The organism is Duganella sp. CY15W, from assembly GCF_009857555.1.
In the GTDB taxonomy this organism is placed as follows: Bacteria; Pseudomonadota; Gammaproteobacteria; order Burkholderiales; family Burkholderiaceae_D; genus Rugamonas; species Rugamonas sacchari.
Genome location: NZ_WWCQ01000008.1, coordinates 147,751 through 172,798, shown reverse-complemented (window position 1 = coordinate 172,798; position 25,048 = coordinate 147,751). Strand labels below are relative to the sequence as shown.

Here is a 25,048-nt window from a genome sequence, read left to right as displayed (position 1 = left end):
CTCCCAGTGCCGCGCTGCGCGTCGTGTCGCGGCCCTGAAATACTGCCATTTAGGCCACAAAACAGATAGAATATCGCAGCCTGTAACTTCATGATGCCGTCCATGCGCCCAAACCACCGCGCTTGTCTAGTCTTGCCCGTTGTGCCATTCCTGCTGTCCGCCTGCGCCAGCCTGCCCAGCGGCACAGCCACGCCCGTGGGCGCCGAGGCCACGCTGGCGCTGCTGGAGACCACCGACCTGCACGCCAACGTGCTGAGTTATGATTACTACAAGCTGCAAGCCGATCCCGCCATCGGCCTGGAACGCACGGCCACGCTCATCAAGCAGGCGCGCGCGGAATACCCAAACAATCTGCTCATCGATAACGGCGACGCGCTGCAAGGCACGGCGCTGGCCGACTACCAGGCGCTGGTCAAGCCGGTGGCCTGCGGCGAGACGCTGGCCATCTATAAAGCCATGAACCAGCTGGGCGTGGACGGCGCCGGCATCGGCAACCACGAATTCAACTACGGCCTGGCTTATCTGAACCAGGTCACCGCCAGCCATTTCGACGTCGATGGCGTGCCCGCCGACGCGCCGCGCTGCGCCGGTCCCGGCTTCCCCATCGTGCTGGCCAACATCTACAGCGCCCGTACCCGCCAGCCGCTGTTCGCGCCATACCGCATCCTGACGCGCCGGATCAGCGCCACCGGCCCGGATGGCCAGCCGATCACGGCCACGCTGAAAGTCGGCATCATCGGCTTCACGCCGCCCGGCGTGCTGTCGTGGGACAAGCACTGGCTGGCCGGGAAGGTGTACGCCGAAGGCGTGCGCGAAACGGCACAGAAATATATTCCGCAGATGCGCGCCGAAGGCGCTGACCTGATTGTCGCCATCTCGCACGGCGGCATTGACGGCGAGCCGTACACGCCCGACATGGAAAACGCCAACTACCATCTGGCGCAAGTGCCCGGCATTGACGCCATGCTGATCGGCCATGAACACCTGCCATTCCCGGACGCCGCCAGCAAGCGCGCCGCCTTCAACCTGCCGGGCGTCGACAAAGTCCAGGGCACGGTCTACGGCGTGCCGACCGTGATGGCCAACCTGTGGGGCAAGAACCTGGGCGTGATTGGCCTGCACCTCCAGTACGACGGCGCGCACTGGACGGTCGACAAAAGCCGCACCACCGTTGCAGCGCGCAGCACCAAACAGCCGGACGGCAGCTATGTCGCCGCCGATCCGGCCATCGCGCCGCTGGTCGCCGCCGAACACGCGGCCACCATCAGCTATGTGAAAACCCCGGTCGGCACCAGCGACTTCCGCATGACCAGCTATTTCGCCGACGTGGGCGACATCAGCGCGATTGAACTGGTCAACCAGGCGCAAACCGCCTACGTGCAGGACTACGTCAAGGCCAACCTGCCGCAGTACGCAGCACTGCCGGTGCTGTCGATGGCATCGCCGTTCAAGACCGGCGCCGCTGGCGTGGCAGACTACACCGACGTCAAGCCGGGCGCCGTCGCGCTGAACAATGCGGCCGACCTGTATCTGTATCCGAACGCGCTGCACGCCGTCAAACTCGATGGCGCCGGCCTCAAGGCCTGGCTGGAGAAATCCGCTGAACGCTTTAACCGCATCGATCCGGCCAGCAGCGCGCAGCAGGAACTCATCAACACCAGCTTCGCCGGCTTTAACTTCGACATGCTGACCAGTGCTGACATCCGCTACCAGATCGACGTCACGCAGGCCGTCGGCCAGCGCATCGTCGGCCTGCATTACAAAGGTGCACCGCTGTCACCGACGCAGGAGTTCCTGGTCGCCACCAATAACTACCGCGCCAGCGGCGGCGGCAATTTCCCCGGCCTGGATGGCGGCAAAACCGTGATCGCCTCGCCGGATTCCAGCCGCGACGTGCTGATCGCCTACATCCAGAAAACCCGGCAACTGACGCGTGCACGCAACGGCGCCACGCGCAGTTGGCGATTTGCGCCGGCCGCCGTCCAAGGTACGGTAGTATTCCACTCCGCGCCAGGCCTGCTGGACCTGGCGCGTGAAGCCGGCCTGGCCAACGTCTCGCAGCGCAAAGTGGACGACGGCAGCGGCAAAGGTTTCGCCCTGTACGCCATCGACCTGAATCAATGAAGATCCCGCACCTCGTCATCGCCGTCCTTACCGCTGCCAGCTGCGTGCTGGCCGGCGTGGCCGTGGCCGGACCGGTGGAAGAAGGGCGCCTCAACCTGCGCGGCTCCGAAGCCACACCGGCCAATCTGCCGCGTGCCTTTGAATTGTTCAGCGGCGCCGCCAAAAAAGGCGACCCGCAGGCGGCCTACTACCTGGGCATGATGTACAAGAACGGCATGGCCGTCGCGCGCGACCTCAAGGCCGCCGCGCACTGGCTGCAGTTCGCGGCCAACCGCCAGACCCCGGCCGCCATGTACGCGCTGGCCAAGCTCTATCTGTCCGGCGAAGGCGTCAAGCGCGACGAACTGGCCGCGCGCCGCTGGATCGAAAAAGCCGCCGACCTTGAATATCCCGAAGCCGTGATGGCCATGGCCATCGGCCTGCGCGACGGCTCCATGGGCTTCGAGCGCAATGAAGCGCTGGCCGAAACCCAGATGCGCTTCGCCAACCGCGCCCTCAAACAAGCCACGCCGGGCATGTAATTCTTACTGCCAGCTTACAAGCGCACAGGGTGCCTGCCCTTGCTGCGATGCCGCACAGCTATCTGTTGCTGATGTAGTTCTACTAACCTACAATGATTTCCCGATGGGGCGGCTTTTCCAGCGTACGACTATTAAAAAAAGCGTTGTATAACAGGAGATGACAGATGAACTTCAAGTTGAAATTGCTCGTGGCAGGTTTGGCACTCGGTTTCGCAGCGGCCTCGCAGGCTGCTGATCCCATCAAGATCGGCGTGTCCGGCCCCTTCACCGGCGGCTCCGCGCCGATGGGCGTATCGATGCGCGACGGCGTCAAGCTGGCCGTGGCCGAGATCAACGCCAAGGGCGGTGTGCTGGGCCGCCAGCTCCAGATCATCGAACGCGACGACGAAGCCAAGAACGAACGCGGCGTGCAGATCGCCCAGGAACTCATCAACAAGGAACGCGTGGTCGCCACGGTCGGCTACATCAACACCGGCGTGGCGCTGGCCTCGCAGCGCTTCTACCAGGATGCCAAAATCCCGGTGATGAACAACGTCGCCACCGGCTCCATCATCACCAAACAGTTTGCCGACCAGCCGGAAAACTACATCTTCCGCAATTCCGCCAGCGACCAGATCCAGTCGCAGATGATTATCAAGGAAGCGGTCGACAACCGTAAATTCAAAAAAGTCGCGATCCTGGCCGATTCCACCAACTACGGCCAGCTGGGCCGCGAAGACCTGGAAAAAGTCCTCGACAAGCGCGGCATGAAACCGGTCGCGGTGGAGAAGTACAACATCAAGGACGTCGACATGACGGCCCAGCTGCTGAAAGCCAAACAGGCCGGCGCCGACGTGGTGCTCACCTACGGCATCGGCCCCGAGCTGGCGCAGATCGCCAACGGCATGGAAAAGCTGGGCTGGAAAGTGCCGCTGATCGGCAGCTGGACCCTGTCGATGGCCAACTTCATCGACAACGCCGGCAAGAACGGCAACGGCACCCGCATGCCGCAGACCTTCATCCAGGATGCCAGCACGCCCAAGCGCAAAGCCTTCATCGACGCCTACGTAAAAGCCTACAACCCGCCGCAAGGGCGCATGCCGTCGCCGGTATCGGCGGCGCAGGGCTATGACTCGATCTACCTGCTGGCCGCCGCCATCAAACAGGCCGGCAGCACCGAAGGCCCGAAAGTCAAAGCCGCGCTGGAGAACCTCAACGAGAAAGTGGAGGGCGTGGTGACCTCCTACAGCAAGCCCTATTCGAAAGATGACCACGAAGCCATCACCGCCGACGTCACCGTGTTTGGTGAAGTCAAGGACGGCAAAGTCGTCCAGGCCAAATAAGGCCGTCTAGCGCGCCACAATGGCCAGACTTGTTGACGCAAGCCTGGCCATTTTCTTGTCGGGGGAATCATGGAAATCCTGTTGCAACTGGTGTTCAGCGGCGTCGCGCTGGGCATGATCTATGCGGTGATCGCGTTCGGCTACCAGCTGACGTTTGCCACCTCCGGCACGCTGAACTTCGGCCAGGGCGAATCGCTGATGCTGGGCGCACTCGTGGGACTGAGCCTGGTCGGCACCATCCACGGCGGCCCGTACATGGGCTACCTGCTCATGATCCCCTTGGTGATCGTGTTCGGCGCGCTGCAAGGCATGCTGGTGGAATGGATAGGCGTGCGGCCGGCCATCAAGATCAAATCCGAATTTGGCTGGATCATGTCCACCATCGCGCTGGCCATCATCTTCAAGAACGTCGCCGAAAACATCTGGGGCAAGGACGACCTGACCTTCCCGTCGCCGCTGGACTCCGCGCCGATCCAGATCCTCGGCGCCAATGTGCAGCCGATGCAGGTGGCGGTGGTGGTAGGCGCCCTGGCCATCATGGCCGTGGTAGAACTCTTCAACCGCAAATCCATCTACGGCAAGGCCGTCGTCGCCACCGCCAATGACCGCGACGCCGCAGGCCTGATGGGGATTAACACCGGCATGGTGATTACCTTCTCCTACGCGCTATCGTCCGCCGTCGCCGCGTTTGCCGGCGTGCTGGTGGCGCCGCTGACGCTGACCGGCGCCACCATGGGCGCCTCGCTGGGACTGAAAGCGTTCGCGGTCGCCATCATCGGCGGCCTGACCTCGGGCGTTGGCGCCATCGTCGGCGGCCTGATACTGGGCATCGCTGAAACCACCACCGGCTACTACGTCTCCACCGGCTACAAGGAAGTCCCGGGATTGCTGCTCCTGCTGCTGGTGCTGGCGGTGAAGCCGTCCGGCCTGTTCGGCAAAGCCGCCATCAAAAAGGTCTGATCCATGAACAAGAAAATCATCGCAGCCAGCGTGATCGGACTGGCGGTGCTGGCGCTGTATCCGACGCTGATACCGAACCCGTACTACATCCACCTGTTTGAAACGATACTGATCTACGCGATACTGTTATTTGGCCTCGACATCGTGGTTGGCTACACAGGCCAGGTGTCGCTGGGCCACGCCGGCCTGTTCGGCATCGGCTCCTACGTTACCGGCGTGCTGGTATTCAAACTCGGTGCGCCGTTCTGGATCGCCATTCCGGGCGCGGTGGCTGGCGCCGCCATCTTCGGCGCCATCCTCGCGCTGCCGGCCCTGCGCGTGACCGGTCCCTACCTGGCCATGGTGACGCTGGCCTTTGGCACCATCATCCAGATCCTGATCAATGAAATGACCTTCCTCACCGAAGGCCCAATGGGCATCAAGATCTCCAAGCCGCTGATCCTGGGCGCCAAGCTCAGTGAAGTGCAGTACTACTACCTGGTCGCCGCGCTCATGGTGGTATCGCTGGTGGTGGTGCACCGCATCCTCAAATCCAACCTGGGCCGCGCGTTCGAAGCGCTGCGCGACAGCCCTATCGCCTCCGACTGCATGGGCGTCTCCGTCTACAAATACAAGGTCTACGCCTTCATCATCAGCGCCGGTTTCGCCGGCCTGGCGGGCAGCCTGTACGCGTATTCGGAAGAATACATCTCGCCCAACACCTACAACTTCGAGCTGACCATCCTGTTCCTGCTGGCGGTCATCATGGGCGGCCGCAAGACCCGTTCCGGCGCCTTGATCGGCGCGCTGATCGTGGTCATGCTTCCCAGCCTGCTGGCCGACATTGAACTGTTCCGCCAGATCGCCGTCGCCGCCGCCGTGCTGGGCGTGATAGGCGCCGCACTGGCCGTGGCCCGCAAACGCTCCACCGTGGGCGGCGTGATCGTGCCGCTGGTCGCCACCATCGGCATGGCGGCGTTCTCCTTCAAGCTGGAAAACATCGTCGACTGGCGCCTGACCATCTTCGGCCTGATGACACTGTTCGTTGTCTACTACCTGCAGGATGGCATCGTCGGTTATCTGCAAAGCCTGTTCGGGCGCGGCGCCGTCCACGCCAAAGCCGTCGTCGCCACGGGCGCCGAGCCATTCCCGCGCGCGCAGGGCGGCAAGGTCGGCGACACGCTGCTTGGCGTCGAACAGATCCTCATGCAGTTCGGCGGCCTGAAAGCACTCAACCAGGTCGACCTGAATGTGATCCAGGGTTCGGTGCATGGCCTGATCGGCCCCAATGGCTCCGGCAAAAGCACCATGATGAATGTGCTGACCGGGATCTACAAACCGACCGCCGGCAAGGTCGCGTTCTCGGGCGCCATCATTTCCGGCCGCACGCCGTCCGAAATCGCGCTGGGCGGCGTGGCGCGCACCTTCCAGAACGTGCAGCTGTTCGGCGAAATGACCGCCACCGAAAACGTGCTGGTCGGCCTGCACAACACCTTCCAATCCAACGTGCTGGACGTGATGCTGCAAACGCCGCGCTACAAGCGCGAAGAACGCGCCGCCCGCGAGCGCGCCGCCAGCATTCTGGACTTCGTCGGCCTGTCCGACCTGGCCAATGAGGAAGCGCGCAACCTCCCGTACGGCAAACAGCGCCTGCTGGAGATCGGCCGCGCGCTGGGCCTGAGTCCGCGCCTGCTGCTGCTCGACGAACCGGCCGCCGGCCTGACCGCGCCCGACATCAAGGAACTGATGGCGATTATCCGCAAGATCCGCGACCACGGCATCACCATCATCCTGATCGAACACCACATGGACGTGGTGATGGCGCTGTCCGACACCGTCACGGTGCTGGACTTCGGCCAGAAAATCGCCGAAGGCAAACCGGCCGCCGTGCAAAGCGATCCCAAAGTGATCGAAGCCTACCTGGGCGGCAGCGGCGAAGAACACGGCGGCATGAAAGCGCCGGCGGCGCACTAACGAGGACACGACATGCTATCGATCTCCAATCTGTACGCCGCCTACGGCAAAGTCGAAGTCCTGCACGGCATCTCGCTGGAAGTCCCGAAAGGCAAGCTGGTGACACTGATCGGCTCCAACGGCGCCGGCAAGACCACCACCATGCGCGCCATCTCCGGCATGCTCAAGCCGAAAGCGGGCAAGGTCACGCTGGACGGCAAAGACATCACCGGCAGCGACTCGCACAAAATCGCCCGCGCCGGACTGGCGCACTCGCCGGAAGGGCGGCGCGTGTTTGCCTCCATGAGCGTGACCGACAACCTGCTGCTGGGCGCCTTCCCACGGTTTACGCGTGCACGACCCAAGGGCGACATCCAGCGCGATCTGGAAAAGGCGCTCGAATTGTTCCCGCGCCTGAAAGAGCGCCAGACGCAGTTGGCCGGCACGCTGTCCGGCGGCGAGCAGCAGATGCTGGCCATGGCGCGCGCCGTCATGCTCAATCCCGACGTCGTGCTGCTGGATGAACCATCCATGGGCCTGGCGCCGATCCTGGTGGAAGAAGTGTTCCGCATCATCCAGCGCCTGAAATCAGAAGGCGTGACCATGCTGCTGGTGGAGCAATTCGCCGCCGCCGCACTCAACGTTGCAGACTATGGGTACGTGCTGGAAAACGGCAGCATCTCCGTGCATGGTCCGGCACAGAGCCTGAAGACAGATCCCAAGGTAATTGCCGCTTATTTAGGTGGTGGACATTAATTCACTATTATATTAAAAGTTATTGCAGATATTATTGCGGATAATGTGACAATTGGTGAGAATTAATCGAGGTATTACAAATTTAAAATCTCAATTTTTATTTAAATAATATATTGCCGCATGGAAAGAGCGAAGATATAATTCGCCAAAGTTAGTTTCCGTAAGGCAATGAATGCAACATCACACCAGGCTGCTGGCCATGTGGGCCGCAGCTTTCAGCGTAGTCAGCACCACCGCACAGGCACAAACCCAGAGCGAATTTGCAACCCAGCAACTGCAACGCCAGCAGCAGCGCGACAAGGCGCAAAGCGACAAAGCCGAAGACCAGCGCCCCGACGTGCGCCTGCCGCGCGAGCAGGGGCCGCAGGCGGGCGCCTATCCGGCCGACGAAAAGCCGTGCTTCCCGATTCGCCGTATCGACCTGCAGGGCGATAGCGCGGCGCAATTCTCGTGGGCGCTCAATGTAGCGCACGACGCCATCGGCATGTGTCTTGGCAGCGGCGGCATCAACACCGTGCTCGCGCGCATGCAGAACGCGCTGGTGGGCGCCGGCTATGTCACCACGCGCGTACTGGCGGCGCCGCAGGACCTGACCACTGGCCAGCTGACGCTGACGCTGATGCCTGGCCGCGTGCGGAGCGTGCGCTTTGCCGCGCCGGCTGACCGCGATGGCCCGGCCTGGCGCAATGCGGTGCCCGCCCGCCCGGGCGATATCCTCAATTTGCGCGACATTGAACAGGCGCTGGAAAACTTCAAACGCGTTCCCACTGCCGAAGCCGATATCGACATCGTCCCTGGTGAACAGCCGGGTGAAAGCGACCTGCTGATCAAATGGCAGCAGTCGCGGCCGGTGCGCCTGAGCCTGTCCGCCGACGACAGCGGCAGCGACTCGACCGGCAAGTACCAGGGCGGCGCCACCGTCTCGCTGGACAACCTGATGGGCTGGAACGAGCTGGTCTACTTCAGTGCCAACCGCGACCTCCCCACGGCTGGCGGCCGCGGCCAGCATGGCACGCGCAACTACGCGCTGCACTATTCGATCCCCGCCGGCTACTGGCTGTACAGCTTGAATGCCAGCCGCTACCGCTACTATCAGCGCATAGCGGGCGCCAACCAGGACTATATCTACAGCGGCACCAGCGGCAACCTCGAGTTCAAGGTGGCGCGCGTGATGTACCGCGATGCCGCGCGCAAAACCACTGCCGCGCTACGCCTGTACCAGCGCCGCAGCAACAACTATATCGACGACACCGAAGTACAGGTACAGCGTCGTCAGATGGGCGGCTTCGAGCTCAGCCTGTCGCACAAGGAGTTCGCTGGTGACGCCACGCTGGAAGGCACGCTGGCCTACAAGCGCGGCATGCATTTCTTTGGCACGCTGCCCGCGCCGGAAGAAGAGTTCAACGACGGCACCTCGCGCCCCACGCTAATCAACCTTGATGCCACGGCCACGCTGCCATTCAAGCTGGGGGCAAGCCAGATGCAATACCAGACCACGCTGCGCGGCCAGTCCAGCAGCATGCTGCTGATCCCACAAGACCGTTTTGCCATCGGCGGCCGTTACACGGTGCGCGGCTTTGACGGCGAAGCCAGTCTGTCTGCCGAGCGCGGCTGGCTGCTGCGCAATGAACTTAGCTGGACCGTTGGCGCCGCCAACCAGCTGTACCTGGGCCTGGATTACGGCCGCGTGGCCGGTCCGCATGCGGCCCTGTTGGCCGGGAACAGCCTGATGGGCGGTGCGCTCGGCTGGCGCGGCCAGCTGGCTGGCGTCCAGATCGACATATTCACCGGGCGGCCACTGCGCAAGCCCGAGCATTTCCGTACCGCCCGAAACACCGGCGGTTTCAGCCTGAATTACCAGTACTAATTTTTTTCAGCCGGCCCAAACCCCGCCGGTAGAAGGATCCCGCATGAACAAGCTTTGCTATCGCGTCGTCTTCAATAAATCCCGTGGCCTGCTGATGGTCGTCCAGGAACATGCCCGCAGCCACGGCAGTGGCGCCGGACCGGCCTCGACCACTGCACCGGATGCCGACGGGCTGGGAAGCCGCATCCGGCGCATGGCACTCACCGTGGCCTCCGCATTTGGCGCGACGTTTGTGATCGCCGGCCTGGCTGCGGCCCAGATCGTGGCCGATCCCAATGCGGCCGGCCGCCAGCAGGCCACCGTACTGAACGCCGCCAATGGCGTGCTGCAGGTCAACGTGCAGACGCCCAGCGCGGCAGGCGTATCACGCAACGTCTACAACCGGTTTGATGTGCCCAAGACCGGCGCCATTCTGAACAACTCGCGCACTGCGGTACAGACGCAGCTGGGCGGCTGGGTGGATGCCAATCCGTGGATGGCGCAAGGCACCGCCAAAGTGATCCTGAACGAAGTCAACGCCAGCAGCCCAAGCCAGCTGCGCGGCTATATCGAAGTGGCGGGCCAGAAGGCCGAGGTGGTGATTGCCAATGCGGCGGGTATCTCGGTCGATGGCAGCGGCTTTATCAACGTCAGCCGGGCAACACTGACCATCGGTGCGCCAGTGCTGAATGCGGACGGCACGCTGGTCGGCTACCAGGTCCAGCGCGGCGTGATCAGCCTGGACGGCGCGGGCCTGGATGCGCGCCAGACCGACTACACGACGCTGATTGCGCGTTCGGTGCAGCTCAATGCGGGCCTGTGGGCGCAACAGCTGGAGGTCGTGACCGGTGCCAACCAGGTCACGCTGGCTGCGGACGAGACGGGCGCATTGAAGGCAACGCTGGCGCCAGCCGCAGGCAGCGGCGAAGCGCCGCGCTACGGCATCGATGCGGCGCAACTGGGCGGCATGTATGCCAACAAGATCACGTTGATTGGTACCGAGGCCGGTGTCGGTGTACGCAACGCCGGCAGTATCGGTGCGGCGGCGGGCGAGCTGGTGGTGACGACCGAGGGCCGGCTGGAAAACCTCGGCAGCATTGCCGCCACCAAGGCGATGATGCTCAAGGCGCAAGGCGGCGTCGCCAATAGCGGCAGCGTGTACGGCGAGGCGGCGGTATCGGTGCAAAGCGGCGCGGACCTCGCCAATAGCGGTACGGTGCACGCGGTGGGCAATCTGGATCTTGCTGCGAGCAGCCTCAGCAACAGCAAACTGATCAGCAGTGCGGCCCGTGCGGTGGTGGCAGTGCAGGGCGATATTGATAACCGCAGCGGCGTGATGCAGGCGCAGAGTCTGTCGATCGACAGCGCGGTGGGCGCGGTGAACAACCAGGCGGGCAAGATTGTCCAGAGCGGCGCGGCGCTGCTGGATATCGCTGCGGACAAGCTGGTGAACACCAATGGCGGCCAGGTCGGGGCGCCACCGGCGGCCCCAGGCGGTGGCGGCAACAGCAGCTCCGGCACGGCCGGCACAGGCACAGGCACAGGCACAGGCACAGGCACAGGCACAGGCAGCAGCGCAGGGTCCGGCAATGGCGCGGGCAGTGGGACCACTGCCGGTACCGGCAACGGCACTGGCACGGACAGCGGCACCAGTGCAGGCTCAGGCGGCAGCGGCCCAGTTTCGCCCGTCGTCATCGCTGATGGCCACCTCCACCTCGCTAAAACCATCAATAACGACGCCGGCCAGATCATGTCTGGCGGCGCCATCGGCCTGAATGTCCACGCATTGGACAACACCGGTGGCCAGCTCAACCTGTCCTCGCTCACCGTGGATGGCGGCGACTTCAGCAACCGCGCTGGCCAGATCAGCGTGCTACAAGACTTCACCCTGCAGGCCAAGGCCTTCGACAACAACGCGGGCAAGCTTCTGATTGGCCGCAACTTTGACGGCCTCTCGCAGGCCTTCGACAACACCAGCGGCACCCTGTCTGCGGGGCAAAGCCTGAAGCTGACCACCGGCACCATCGCCAACAACAGCGGTAAAATTGTCTCCTCTGGCAGCAGCGCCATCAACGCGGTCGGCGCGGTCACCAACCGCAGCGGCTACATCCAGGCTGCCAACAGCCTGACCCTGAGCGCCACGGGCAAACTGGACAACCAATCCGGCACCGTGGAAAGCATCGCCACCAATGGCGCCATGCAAGTCTACGCAGGCGACATCGACAACACCGGCGGCCGCATTGCCAGTACCGGCAGCGCCGCCAGCACGGTGCGCAGCGCAAGCAACCTGCTGAACACCGGCGTGATTGGCGCCAATGGTGCGCTGACCGTCCAGGCGCAAACCATGCAAAACCAGAACGGTGCGACGGTGCAAACGGGCGGCATGCTGGAACTCGGCATCAACCGCCAGCTCGACAATGCGGGCGCGATCAGCAGCGCGGGCAGCCTGAACTTCGTCCAGAACCAGGCTAGCCTCACCAATGCTGGCCAGATCGCCTCCGGCGGCAGCATCAACATCGATATCCTGCACGCCAACAACAACGGCGGCCAGATCGGTACTGCAGCCGGCACCGGCACCGACGTTGCACTGGGCGCGCAAGAGCTCAGCAACATCGGCGGCCAGATCATTGCCGACCGCGACCTCAAGCTCAGCGCACAAGCGGGCAGCCTGGACAATAGCACCGGCCTGATCCACGCAGGCCGGGACGGCGCCATCAATGTTGCACAAACCTTGTTCAACCGTACCGGCTACCTCGAAACGACTGGTAGCGGCAGCAAACTGACCGTCAACGCCGCCTCGCTGCAGAACGGCGATGGCCATCTCACCAATGCCGGCCTCGGCGACACGGCGATTCGGGCCATGATCGACGTCGTCAACGCAGGTACGATTGCCGGCAACGGCAAGCTGACCATCGAAACGAGCAGTCTCAGCAACACCGCCACCGTCGCCAGCGGCGGCCAGATGACGCTGACCCTGGGCCAATTGCTGGACAACACCGCGCTCATCAGCAGCGGCGATGCGCTGCAAATCAATGCCGGCACCGCCAAGGTCAACAACAGCGGCAAGCTCTACGCTGCGGGCAGCATGAAGGTGCAGGCAGACCAGGTCCGCAACGCCGGTACCATCGCCACCACTGCCAAGCCAGACGCCAGCATCAATCTGGTGGCGAATGGCCTCAACAATGACGCCGGCAACATGATCGCCAGCGGTGATGCAGCGCTGACTATCGCTGGCCAGGCCAGCAACCGTGGCGGCTTGATCCGCTCCGAGGCGCATCTTGAACTGGTCGCTGGCGGTGCGCTTGACAACACCACGGGCGTGTTGGAAAGCACCGGCGCAGGCAGCAGCATGCGAGTGCAGGCACAGGCAATCGACAATAGCGCTGGCCGCATCACCAATGTCGGCAACGATGATACGCGCGTCATCGCGGACACCAGCATCCTCAACAGCGGCGTCATCGCTGCCAACGGCGCCTTGATCGTCAATGCCGAGACGCTGTCCAATACCGTTGCGGGCAAAGTGAGCTCCGGCGCCAACCTGGACCTTGGCATCCGCGTCTGGCTGCTGAACGCGGGAGCGCTCCAGAGCGGCGGCCATCTGACATCTGTACAAACCACGCAGCAACTTTTCAACCGTGGTGACATCGTCTCTGCGGCCGGCATCGACCTGCGCGCCGGCCAGCTGGACAATAATGACGGCCACATCGCCACCACTGCCGGTTCTGGCGCAAGTGTGGCCATGCAAGCCTATGATTTAAAGAACCAGCGCGGCACCATCCTGTCTGATGGCGCGGTGGATGTCTACGCTGCGGGTATGCTGGACAACAGCAACGGCACGCTGCAATCGCGTGGCAACCACAAGATCAGCGTGGGCGGCCTGCTGGACAACCATTCTGGCGTGATTGAGGCGCGCGGCGGTGCCAGCAGCATGGCGATACAGGCGGGAGCCATCGATAACACGGCCGGCCGCATCGTCAACGCCGGTACGGGCGACACCAGCATCAGCGCTGCCAGCTACATCCAGAACAGCAATGTCATCGGCGCCAATGGCAATCTCACGATCAATGCGCTGACCGTCAACAACACCATCAGCGGCAGCATCATGTCCGGCGCCAATATGGCGCTGGGCGTGCGTGATGTGCTCAGCAACTACGGCGCCATCAGCAGTGCTGGCACGCTGAAGTCTGCGCTGGCGACCGGCACATTGACCAATGCCGCGCACATCGTCTCCGGCAGCCAGATGCAGCTGGCTGCCGGAGTGCTCAATAACGATGGCGGCCAGATCGCCACACTCAAGCAGTCGCAGGCCGACATCGGCATTCAGGCCGACAGCCTCAGCAACCGCTCCGGTGTAATCCAGTCCGACCGCAACGCCATCTTTGCCGTGACCGGTGCCGTCAACAACGCGCAGGGCCTGATCCAGGCCGGCCACAACCTGGCCATCACGGCAGGTGGCGCGCTGAACAACAACAGTGGTGCGATCGAGGCAATCGCTGCTGACAGTACGTTCAGCCTGCAAGCCGGCTCAATTGACAATACCAGCGGCCGCATCGTCAACGTCGGCACCGGCGATGCCCACGTTGGCGCAAATGGCGTGCTGCTGAACGGCGGTCTGCTGGCCGCTAACGGCAAGCTGGATGTGACAGCACAAACCTTGCGCAACACCGCAGCTGCTACATTGTCCTCCGGCAGCAGCCTGGCGCTGGGCGTTAGCGACGAGCTTAGCAACCAGGGCGCGATCAGCAGCATTGGCACGCTGGACTTCACGCAGACCACCATTGCAGTGCACAACAGCGGCAGCATCATTTCCGGCGGCCGCGCCACGCTGGCGGCGGGCCTGTTCGACAACAACGCCGGCCAGATGGCTACCGTCAAGGGTAGCGGCAGTGATATCACACTCAACAGCCAGAACCTGAGCAACCGTGGCGGCGCCATCCTGGCCGACCGCAGCGTGCAGATCAACGTGGCGGTCGCTGCCGACAATACTGGCGGCGCCATCCAGGCCCAGAAGGATATCGCCTTTGCGGCGGGCAGCGCGGTCAACAACACCAGCGGCGTGATTGAAGCGGTCAATGCTGGCAGCACCTTGCACATGCAGGCCGGGTCGATCGATAACACGACTGGCCGCATTGTCAACGTGGGCAGCAATGCGACCACCGTCAGTGCGCAAGGTGCCGTGATCAACAGCGGCGTTATTGCGGGCAACGGCACGCTGGATGTGAGCGCTGCGTCGTTGCGCAACCTCGCAGCGGGCAATATCACCTCCGGCCAGGCCATGACGCTGGGCGTCAGCACGCAGGTGGACAATGCTGGCGCCATCAATAGCGCGGGCACGCTGACGTTTACGCAAGCGACGGCTGCCGTCAACAACAGCGGCAAGCTGGTGTCGGCAGGCCTGGCGACGGTCCTCGCTGGCAGCCTGAATAACGATGGCGGCGTCATCGCCACCTTGCCGGGTTCCGGCTCGGCCATCGCCATTAGCAGCGACAGCATGAGCAACCATGGCGGCAGTGTGCAGGCCAGTGGCGACGCTACCTTGCAGGTCAGCGGCGCGCTCGACAATGCACGCGGCGTGGTCCAGACCAGCCACGACCTGCAGCTCCACGCCGGCGGACTGCTGAGCAATAGTGCGGGCGTGATCGAAGCCATTTCCACTACCAGCGGCTTGCAGCTGCAAGCGGGCAGCATAGACAATGGCAATGGCCGCATCGTCAACGTCGGCACGGCAGCGACCAGCATCACCGCGCAAGGCAGTGTGACCAGCAGCGGCACCATTGCAGGCAACGGCACGCTGTCGCTGGATGCGCAATCGGTGCAGAACAATGCTGGCGGCCTGATTCAATCGGCCGGGCAGATGACGCTGTCGCTGAGCCAACGCCTGGAAAACCATGCCGCCATCAACAGCGGCGGCACGCTGGACTTCCTGCAAACCACCGCACAAGTGAGCAACAACGGCACCATGACCTCGGCAGGCCAGGTCACCATCCATGCGGGCAGCCTGAGTAACGATGGCGGCCAGATCGCCACGCTCAGCGGCTCCAATGCCGACATCGTTATCGACAGCACCAGCATGAGCAATCGCAGCGGCCGCATACTGGCCAATGGCAGTGCCGGCATCACGGTTGCGGGCGCGCTCGACAACGGCCAGGGGACGCTGCAAGCCATCAGCAACATGCAGTTGAACGCAGGCGGTGCGCTCGCAAATATTGGCGGCATCATCGAGACCGCCTCGGGCGGCAGCAGTATGACGATCCAGGCTGGCGCCATCGACAGCACCAGCGGGCGCATCGTCAACGTCGGCAGCGGCGACACCCGCATCACCAGCCAGACCAGCCTGGTCAGCAGTGGCACGGTCGCCGGCAATGGCGACCTGTTCATTGCTGCACTGAGCGCGCAGAACAAGGCCGGTGGCACGCTGGCCTCGGGCGGCAACCTCGAGCTGGGCGTCACCCAGCAGATGCAAAATGCGGGCACCATCAGCAGCACCGGCACGCTCAACTTTACCCAGCAGGCCGCCAGCTTCAGCAATAGTGGGCAGATGATTTCCGGCAGCACCGCCGTATTCCGTTCGGCCAGCTTCAGCAATGACGGCGGCCAGATCGCCACTGCTGGCGGCTCGGGCGCCAGCATCACGGTCGACAGCGACAGTATCAGCAACCACGGCGGCAAGATCCTGGCCAGTGGCGACGCCAGCCTGACCAGCAGCGCGGCCATGGACAACAGCAACGGCACACTGCAAGCGGGCCAGGACATGAAAGTGCATGCCGATGGCGCACTGAACAATACTGGCGGCGCCATCGAAGCGGGCGGCACGACCAGCACGCTGGACCTCCATGCCACCTCGCTGGACAGCACATCCGGCCGCGTCGTCAACGTCGGCAGCGGCGATACCATCGTCCACGCCGACAGCAGCATCATCAACAGCGGCACGCTGGCGGGTAATGGCCGCGTGGAACTGCAAGCGCAGACGCTGACCAACAACACGGGCGGCGCCATCGGCGCAGGAGGCGACCTGGAACTCGCCGTCACGGGCCAGTTGAGCAACCACGCCGGCATCACCAGCACCGGCAAACTGAACTTCAACCAGGCGGCAGCAAGTCTGGTCAACGACGGCAAGATGGTTGCCGGTGGTGCGGCTACTCTGGTCGCCAAAACAGTGGTCAACGACAACGGCCAGATCGCCACCGCCAACAGCAGCGCTGCCGACCTGACGCTGACTACGAACAGCCTGAGCAACGCGAAAGGCCAGATCCTGGCCGATGGCAAAGGCACGCTGACCATCGCAGGCGCACTCAACAACAAACAGGGCACGATCCAGTCGGTGGGCGACTTGCAGCTGAAAACCACGGGTGCGCTCAGCAATGATGCCGGTGCCATCGAGGCAGCCGGCGCAGCAGCCAGGCTGACGCTGGCGGCACTGTCCATCGACAACGGTACCGGCCGCATCGCCAACATCGGCAGCGGCGACCTGAACGTAACCAGCCAGGGCGCGATCAGCAATAACGGCGTGATTGCTGGCAACGGCAATCTGCTTGTCAAGTCCACCACCTTGCAAAGCGGCGCCAACGGCAATATCGCGTCCGGCAAGAATATGGACTTGCAGGTGACGCAGCAACTGGACAACCAGGGCAAGATCAACAGCGGCGGCACGCTGACGTTTAACCAGACCGGCGCCGTGCTGAGCAACAGCGGTGCCATGGTGGCCGCCGGCAATGCTACCATCAGCGCCAAAACCGTCAATAACAACGGCGGCCAGATGGGCACTGCCGCCGGCACCGAGGGCGACCTTAACCTGAACACCCAGGACCTGAGCAACAATGCCGGTCACATTGCGACCGGCCGCGACCTGACCGTGGTGACCCACGTCATGCAAGGCAGTGGCCAGCTGCAAGGTGGCCGCGACCTGTCGCTGACCATGGACGGCGACTACACGCAAAATGCCGGCACCCAGCAGTTCAGCGCCAACCGCGACCTCAGCCTGACGGTGACGGGCAACATCACCAATAATGCCACTTTCGAAGCGGTACGCAATCTGAGCCTGAGCGGCAACAACGTCATCAACAATGCAGGCGCAGTGATACAGGGACAGGGCGTGGCAGTGACCGCGGCAGGCAACCTGAGCAACGCAGGCCAGATCAACGGCCAAGGCAAGCTGGACATCAGTGCTGGCGGCACCGTTGACAACAGCAACGCCATGGTTGGCGGCGATCTGAAACTGGTGGCGCAGAACCTTAACAACACTGGCGCCAGCACCTTGCTGGGGGCGACCAACGCGCTTGCACTGGGCGTGGCGGGCACGTTCAACAACACCGGTGGCGCGACGCTCTACAGCGCTGGTTCGGTCGCGATCTCGGCAGCGGACGGTGGCGTTACGGGCGTGGTCAACAACATCTCGTCCACCATCGAAGCCGCTGGCGACCTGGGCCTGAACGCCACCACCCTGAACAACATCCGTGAAAACGTATCGCTGGTGAAAGTCGAGACGGTGAATGAGACCCAGCACATGGCATTGCCAAGCTGGTCCAAGCATGGCCGCAATCCCAATAACTACGATACCAATTCGTCCAACTACCGCCCGCACGAAGTGTATTTCGTCAGCCCCGCCGACATACTGGAAAACGGCTACTTTGTGGCGCCGGATGGCAATACCTACGGCCGCGCCTTGATCCGCACGCACGCTAACGACTCGGCCTTCTTTGCCGCCGAGAGTAGTTCCTACAGCTCGTATGGCCAGCGCTCACGCATCAGCACCAGCGATGGCACGCGCGTGCTGTACTACCTGTACAGCAACACCGGCATGGCCAACCCCGACCAGGGCGGTCCCGCTGACAATGCGTATTACGATACCGGCCGCATCACGCACTGGGAAGGCGCCGCACCAACGTTCTCGAACCAGTATGGCAGCTGCGCCGGCGACTGCGTGCGCTTTATTACCCAGCCGGGCTACACCGATCCGAATACCATCATCATTCGTGACACCGTGCGTGCGCTGGCGCCGCAGGAAGGCAAGCTGGAAATCTCGCGCGAAGCCCACCATACGGCGGTCGAGGACCAGATCGCCCCAGGCTCTGGCGCGAAGGCCCAGATTCTAGCCGGCGGCAATATGAGCGTAACGGTGGGCCAGACGCTGCTCAATCAGTATGGCGACATCATGGCCACCGGCAACCTGAGCATAGGCGGCAGCGCTGCGATCAGCAACCAAGGCGCCAGCCTGTACCGCACCCATACCTTTGACGGCACCTGGAAAACGGATGAAGGCACGGACACCGCCTACACCATGCCCACCATCACGGAAATGATCGGCACCGCCGCCGGCACCATCGCTGGCGGCAAAGGGGTGTCTATCAGCGGCCGCAGCTTTAGCAATGTCGATGTCAACGCCGGTGTGGCCGGCAATATCCGCGACAGCGTCAACGTCGTGGCCACGGGGCATAACATCGCGAGCGGCGCCAGCCACGCCAACGGCGGCAACGCCAGCGGTGGCAGCACGGCCGGCCACGTGTATGGCAGCGGCATCGGCAACAACGCCAGTGGTGCTGGCGCAGCCAGCAGCAGCGGCAATGGCAACAACGCTACCGTCAACGGCAGCGCAGGCCTCAGTGGCGTACTCAACCAGGCCGCGCAAGCCATGGCCGCTAGCGGCACCGGCACGAGCAACCATGCGCAAGGCAGCTTGGACACCAGCGGCAGCGGCCTGGTCAACGATGCCCGCAAGGCCGGCGATACCAGCGGTAGCGGCCGAGGCAGTTACGCTACCGTCAACGGCGCAGCCCAAGGCAGTGGCGTACAGAGCGGCGCGCTGGGCGACGTCACGACCGCCAGTGGCGCCAGCCAGGCACAGGGCGCGTCGCAAATCGGCGGCAACGCCACCCGCGTCACGCCGAACGGCCTGTCCACCATCAACCCGGACGCCAAGAGCAAATATGTGTTTGAAACGCGCCCGCAGTTTGCCAACCACGGCAACTGGGTCAGCAGCGACTACCTGCTCAAAGCGCTGGACATGGACCCGGCCACCACCCAGAAACGCCTGGGCGACGGCTTCTATGAACAGCGCATGGTGCGCGACCAGCTGATCGAACTGACCGGCCGCGCGCCGTCAGACGGCCTCAACGACGACAGCCGCTACAAGGCACTGCTCACCAGCGGCGTCAGCTTCGCAGAACAATACAGCCTGCGCCCCGGCATCGCGCTGACCGCCGACCAGGTCGCGCACCTGACCAGCGACATCGTCTGGATGGAAACGCAAACCGTCAGCCTGCCGGACGGCACGGTGGAGCAGGTGCTGGTGCCCAAAGTGTATCTGGCACACGCTGGCCATGACGCCGTCAAATCCAGCGGTGCGCTGGTGACCGGCGCAGGCGTGTCGATCAACACCAGCGACAGCATCGTCAACAGCGGTGGCCTGATCGATGGTGGCAGCGGCCGCACCGTGCTGGTGGCCAGCCAGGACATCGTCAACCAGGGTGGCGCCATCAAGGGTGGCGAGATGGCACTGCGCGCTGGCGGCGCCGTGATCAACCAGTCGCTGAGCGTGAAGCAGGACTACGCCAGCGTCAATACCAGCGGCAGCTATACCTCGCTGTCCAACCAGGCCAGCATCACGGCCAGCGGCCCGCTGAGCATCAGCGCCGGACGCGACCTGACCGATACTGGCGGCACCATCACCGCAAGCAGCGCCAGCCTTACCGCCGGCCGCGACATCAGCTTCAACGCGGTGCAGACCGGCAGCACCTATGCCTCGCAAGTGTCCGGCTATACGGAGAAGGACAGCAGCACCAGCTATAAGGTTGGCCAGATCAGTACCAGCGGCGACCTGCACCTCGGCGCGACGCAGGACCTGAAGCTGAGCGGAATCCAGGTGTCGGTTGGCGGCGCCGGGACGCTGGCGGCTGGCCGCGACATCTCGATCGCGGCAGTAGTCAATGAAGTCAAGACCTCGCAGCAGAACGACCCGGGCAGCAAAACCTACGACAAGCAGGTCCATGAGAACCAGACGGTGGTGGGCGCCGTAGTGTCTGCAGGTGGCGACCTGAAAGTCGGCGCAGGCATCGCCGGTGCGGGCAACCTGGCGATTGCCGGCAGCAAGCTGGCAGGCGGCGCATCGGTGGAGCTTGGTGCCAAGGGCGATGTCAGCATCACGCAAGTGCAGGAAACCCACTTGTCCGACACAGCGTCGCACCGTGAATCGAGCAGCACCTTCAAGAAGAGCAGCGATACCCGTGCCGACTACAGCGACACCAGCGCAGTTGTCAGCAGCAGCGTGAGCGGCGACGCGGTGTCGGTCAAATCCGGCAATGACATTATCGTCGCTGGCAGCCAGCTCAGCGCAGACAAGCTGTTAAAACTGGATGCGGGCCGCGACCTGCTGATCTCCAGCGCCGAGCAGTCCAACACGGAACAGCATAGCGAAGAACACAAGAAGAGCGGCTTCTCGCTCGACTTCAAACAGGGCATAGGCTATAGCAAGACCCAGAGCACCAACGCCAACAACGGCGACACGGTCACGCAGATCGGCAGCGTGCTGAGCGGCGGCAGCGTCGTGACCACGAGCGGCCGCGACACCGTCGTGAAGGGCAGCACCGTGGTGGCGGATAAGGATATCAGCATCGACGCCGCGCATGACCTGAGCATCGTCAGCGCCGAAAACAGTTTTGCGGGTGAGTCGTCGAGCAGCTACAAGAAATCCGGCTCGATTGGTTCCGGCTTCCAGGTAGCGATCGGTACCATGAAGACCACCAATGACGGTACGCAGGACAGCGTGACCCAGGTAGGTAGCCAGATCGCCAGCTTGGGCGGCAACGTTACGTTGAAGGCAGGGGAGCAGTACACCCAGACCTCGAGTGAGCTTAAAGCACCGGATGGGAATATTTCCATCAGCGCTAAAGACGTGCTGATCAACAGCGGCATGAACGTTACCAACGGAACAGATCACTCGTCCTTTAATAAGACTGCGATAGGCGGCACAATTACAGCACCGGTGGTTGGAGCCATGCAGAGCTTGGGCAATATGGCCAAAGCGGCCAGCAAAACCAGTGACAGTCGGATGCAGGCATTGGCTGCACTTAATGCAGCAGGCACCTTGTACGACGCACCGAAGTCGATCAATGCAGTGATGAATGCGGGTCTGCAGGTCAGCATCAGCCTTGGCAATTCGAAGAGCGAGAGCAATGTCGTAACGACAAGCCAGAGCGCCGTTGGTTCTACTGTGTCCGCAGGTGGAAATGTCACCATCGCTGCGACTGGTGCAGGCAAGGATAGTAACCTTACCGCGATTGGCAGCAATATATCAGCCGGTGGCAACGTTGCGCTGGAGGCAGATAACGACGTAAGCCTGCTGGCTGCGCAAAATACCGCCAGTCAGCACAGCACCAATAGCTCAAGCGGCACCAGCATTGGTATCGGTTTTGGCATTGGCGGGACGTCTAATGGCTTCACTATCGACCTTGCGGCAAGCAAAGCGCGCGGCAATGCCGATGGTGACGACATCGGCTATACCAATACACATGTTAATGCCGGTGGCAATGTCAAGGTGGATAGCGGCGGCAATACGACGCTGAAAGGCGGGGTGATCTCTGCCGAGAGTGTGCTTGCCGTCATCGGCGGCAACTTGAATATCGAAAGTTTGCAAGACAGCAGCAAATTCGACAGCAAACAAAGCAGCTCTGGCTTCAACGCCAGTCTGTGCATACCACCATTCTGCTACGGTTCAAGCACGGTAGGTATCAGCGTCGGCAAGTCGAAGGTCAATGGCGACTTCCTGTCGGTAGTAGAGCAAAGCGGCATTAAAGCTGGTGACGGTGGCTTTGATATCCGCGTTGCTGGTAATACCGATCTTAAAGCTGGGCTTATTAGTAGTAGTCAGGTCGCCGTAGATCAAAAAAGCAATTTGTTAATGACCGGCAGTCTGACTGCAAGTGATCTACAGAACAAGGATCAATACGACGCCAGTGGCTATTCGTTGTCAGCATCTGTCAGCGGCAAGATGGGAGACCAGAGTACTCAGCCAAAAGAGTTGTCGGACAAGCAGTGGGAAACGGCGACGGCTGCCAGTAAACCAGGAGCGAGCGTCGGTTTAGGGGCTGCAAGTGGCAACCAGAGTAGCACTACTGCAAGTGGAATTAGCGAAGGACTAGTGGTTGTCACAGATGTGTCCAGACAGCTGGCAACTGGGAAAAATGCAGATGCAGCTTTAGCAGGGCTCAGCCGTGACGTTAAGACTGAGACCGCTGATGCTGGGGCGCTTATTAAAAACTGGAATGCGCAGCAATTGCAGAAAGACGTAGATGCCCAAATAGCGATCACGCAGGAATTCAGCAAACAGGCCCCGAAGGCGATAGCGCAATATGCGAGCAAACAAGCAGCTGCTATTCGTGAGGCCAATGGTAGCGAGGAAGAAGCCAAGAAGTGGGACGAAGGCGGAATTTATCGCGTTGCGCTTCATACCGTGAGCGGTGCATTGAGTGGAGGATTAGGGGGCGCGGCGGGTGCCGGTGTTGTGGCGCAGTCTGCGACTATTCTTGATAATCTGCAAAAAAACGCTACTAATGCGCTGATCGCTCAAGGTGTGGATCCTGAGTTGGCGAAAGCAATCTCACAAGGCGTTGCAGAAACTACCGCTCTTGGAATCGGTGCCGCTGCGGGAGGAACGTCAGGAGGTGCTGCCGCTATTGGAACGGACACCAATAACCGGCAGTTACATCGTAATGAACTGGCAAATCTCAGAGCGCTACAAGAAGGTAAAACTGATGAGGAAAAACGTAAGCTGGCTGATGCAGCTTGCGCATTGGTATTATGTGCGGCGGGATTGTCGGATAGTGACCCCGCAAAACTAGCGCTACTTGCTCAGCAAAAGCGTGGTGAAAATTACATCATTGAACAGAATCTCTTAACTATGATGAGTGGCTTTAAGTACACTCTGCTTGACAAGGGGATTGATGCGGCCACTCCGGCTGCCAATTGGGTTGGTGGAAAGATAGCTAACGCTGCTACGGACGTGGTGAATCTTGGTTATCAAATACTAAAAAATGGGCCGTCTAAAGTTCCATTGACGCCGCAAGATTTACCAAGCGACTTCGGCGGTCCAGGAGGGCCTACATTAGGTGGTAGCGGTGCGATGGTTACCCTGCCTGTAGTTACCTGCTTACCCAATTTTGGTTGTACGGTAGCACCTGGTATCGTCACTCCTGGAGTGCCGGGATACCTACCTGGCAATGCGATTTTCTCAGGAAATGAAAATGGGCGAGGTAAGGATGAAGCTACAGATAATTCCAGTTCTGGCAGTAACGTAAATGGAGCTGGCAATACCGGATCGTCCACGCCTCAAATTGTTATTAACCATAAAAATGGCGTTGAATTTGAAAAAAGCCTCGTTGAATATTTTGATTTTGTTGGTGGTGAAAAAAATACAACCCCTGTGACGGTGACGTTACCAAATGGGCAAAAGGTAACAACTATTCCTGATTTATGGGGAAAAAATGTTGGCGGGATGATCGAAGCAAAAAATTCTATTGATCTATACAAGAGCACTCAATTGCAAGCACAAATACAGGTAGCTCTAGCTAGAGGTGATCAATATAATCTTATTGTTAGCCCCCGAACGCAAAGTATATCTCGACCCCTTATAAATGAAATAGAAAAAACTGGCGGGGCTGTATATGTGTACAATCCGGCAACTCGCGATATAACTAAATTCGTAAAATAATGAAAAACTATATACAAATTTCTTTTCGAACTAAAATTGACACGACCTCTTGGGATATCGGTGAAAAAATAGTACATTCTTTGACGTCTGGCGAAGAAATTCTGAAGCCTGCTTTTGTGTCCAGTGGATCAGAACGAAGTGGTTTTGAAAAAATTGAAGATATTCAATCAATCGAGGCATTGTGGGCGGTGCCGGCTACTATTTCCGTCGATAGCAAGTCCTTCGTTGTACATCAGGACTTTAGTTGGTGTAGAAAAAATAAGCTAAAATATAAAGGCTATATCACTCATATTCAAAAAAATATTCACAATCAAATAATTCCAGCTTCCTTTGATTTTAATTCTGATTTTTGTGAAAAGATTGATTTTTTTAATTTGTTTAAAAAATGGTGTGAAATATTATCACCTCAGGTAGCAATGTTGCATCTCTTTACCCCAATAGAGATTTCTGAAAAACATGAACGAGACGCTTTTTTGCGTGGATCGTTTAAGTCGGCATTAAATCCAGAATTGCAAGACATTGCTTGGGCAATGTTTTACGGAAGTGAATTTTTAAATATTGTGGATTGTGAAAGAATAAAAAAACACGGCTACCATATTGAAAAAATAGGTTCTGGATATTTGGTATTGGTGACAAAAAATATTTCAGATATCAAAAATAATTTTGAATATTTTTCAAAGCGAAGACTTGAGTTAAAAAAATTATTCCCAGAAAATCTTTTTTCCATAAGGAGAGAGCCGATTTTAGTCCAGTAATATTGGCCTCAGTGCCTGCGTCCCGCCATTCTGTTATGAAATGGGCAGCAGCGCCAGCCTTAGCATGAGTAGCAGCAAGGCCAGCGGCGACTTCCTGCCTTTTAAAGAAAGAACATTCACAATATGAAATG

General features: G+C 60.8%; 9 protein-coding genes. All 9 read left to right on the top strand.

What is annotated here, in order from left to right:
* Nucleotides 1–93 precede the first annotated feature (93 nt).
* The 9 genes from GTP58_RS28885 to GTP58_RS28845 all read left to right on the top strand — a co-directional run bounded on the left by GTP58_RS28885 (nt 94) and on the right by GTP58_RS28845 (nt 24,917).
* A complete protein-coding gene (locus GTP58_RS28885) occupies nt 94–2,124 on the top strand; it encodes a bifunctional 2',3'-cyclic-nucleotide 2'-phosphodiesterase/3'-nucleotidase (protein WP_161080471.1) in 2,031 nt (676 codons plus the stop codon).
* Complete coding sequence (locus GTP58_RS28880; protein WP_161080400.1) at nt 2,121–2,645, top strand: tetratricopeptide repeat protein; 525 nt, start codon at nt 2,121–2,123, stop codon at nt 2,643–2,645. Before GTP58_RS28885 ends, GTP58_RS28880 begins: the two co-directional genes overlap by 4 nt.
* Nucleotides 2,646–2,809: 164 nt before the next feature.
* Nucleotides 2,810–3,967, top strand: a complete 1,158-nt coding sequence (locus GTP58_RS28875) for an ABC transporter substrate-binding protein (protein WP_072789518.1) — start codon at nt 2,810–2,812, stop codon at nt 3,965–3,967.
* Between the two features lie 69 nt (nt 3,968–4,036).
* Nucleotides 4,037–4,927, top strand: coding sequence for a branched-chain amino acid ABC transporter permease (locus tag GTP58_RS28870; RefSeq protein ID WP_072789521.1), 891 nt, complete (start codon nt 4,037–4,039; stop codon nt 4,925–4,927).
* A gap of 3 nt (nt 4,928–4,930) precedes the next feature.
* Nucleotides 4,931–6,880 (top strand): ATP-binding cassette domain-containing protein, encoded by a 1,950-nt coding sequence (locus GTP58_RS28865; RefSeq protein WP_161080399.1) that lies wholly within the window; start codon nt 4,931–4,933, stop codon nt 6,878–6,880.
* A 12-nt stretch (nt 6,881–6,892) separates the two neighbouring features.
* Complete coding sequence (locus tag GTP58_RS28860; protein WP_161080398.1) at nt 6,893–7,615, top strand: ABC transporter ATP-binding protein; 723 nt, start codon at nt 6,893–6,895, stop codon at nt 7,613–7,615.
* Nucleotides 7,616–7,787: 172 nt separating this feature from the next.
* Entirely contained in the window at nt 7,788–9,482 is a 1,695-nt protein-coding gene (locus tag GTP58_RS28855; RefSeq protein WP_229215786.1) for a ShlB/FhaC/HecB family hemolysin secretion/activation protein, read from the top strand.
* 43 nt (nt 9,483–9,525) lie between these two features.
* On the top strand, nt 9,526–24,162 hold the full coding sequence (locus GTP58_RS28850; protein ID WP_161080397.1) for a hemagglutinin repeat-containing protein: 14,637 nt from the start codon (nt 9,526–9,528) through the stop codon (nt 24,160–24,162).
* Nucleotides 24,162–24,917 carry a hypothetical protein gene (locus GTP58_RS28845; protein ID WP_161080396.1) on the top strand — a complete coding sequence of 252 codons (756 nt, stop codon included), beginning with the start codon at nt 24,162–24,164 and terminating at the stop codon, nt 24,915–24,917. Before GTP58_RS28850 ends, GTP58_RS28845 begins: the two co-directional genes overlap by 1 nt.
* Nucleotides 24,918–25,048 lie beyond the last annotated feature (131 nt).

What these genes read in the sequence shown, in the direction of transcription:
- GTP58_RS28870 (WP_072789521.1), top strand. Translation starts at nt 4,037, where the DNA reads ATGGAAATCCTGTTGCAACTGGTGTTCAGCGGCGTCGCGCTGGGCATG.
- GTP58_RS28855 (WP_229215786.1), top strand. Translation starts at nt 7,788, where the DNA reads ATGCAACATCACACCAGGCTGCTGGCCATGTGGGCCGCAGCTTTCAGC.
- GTP58_RS28850 (WP_161080397.1), top strand. Translation starts at nt 9,526, where the DNA reads ATGAACAAGCTTTGCTATCGCGTCGTCTTCAATAAATCCCGTGGCCTG.
- GTP58_RS28885 (WP_161080471.1), top strand. Translation starts at nt 94, where the DNA reads ATGCCGTCCATGCGCCCAAACCACCGCGCTTGTCTAGTCTTGCCCGTT.
- GTP58_RS28865 (WP_161080399.1), top strand. Translation starts at nt 4,931, where the DNA reads ATGAACAAGAAAATCATCGCAGCCAGCGTGATCGGACTGGCGGTGCTG.
- GTP58_RS28860 (WP_161080398.1), top strand. Translation starts at nt 6,893, where the DNA reads ATGCTATCGATCTCCAATCTGTACGCCGCCTACGGCAAAGTCGAAGTC.
- GTP58_RS28875 (WP_072789518.1), top strand. Translation starts at nt 2,810, where the DNA reads ATGAACTTCAAGTTGAAATTGCTCGTGGCAGGTTTGGCACTCGGTTTC.
- GTP58_RS28845 (WP_161080396.1), top strand. Translation starts at nt 24,162, where the DNA reads ATGAAAAACTATATACAAATTTCTTTTCGAACTAAAATTGACACGACC.
- GTP58_RS28880 (WP_161080400.1), top strand. Translation starts at nt 2,121, where the DNA reads ATGAAGATCCCGCACCTCGTCATCGCCGTCCTTACCGCTGCCAGCTGC.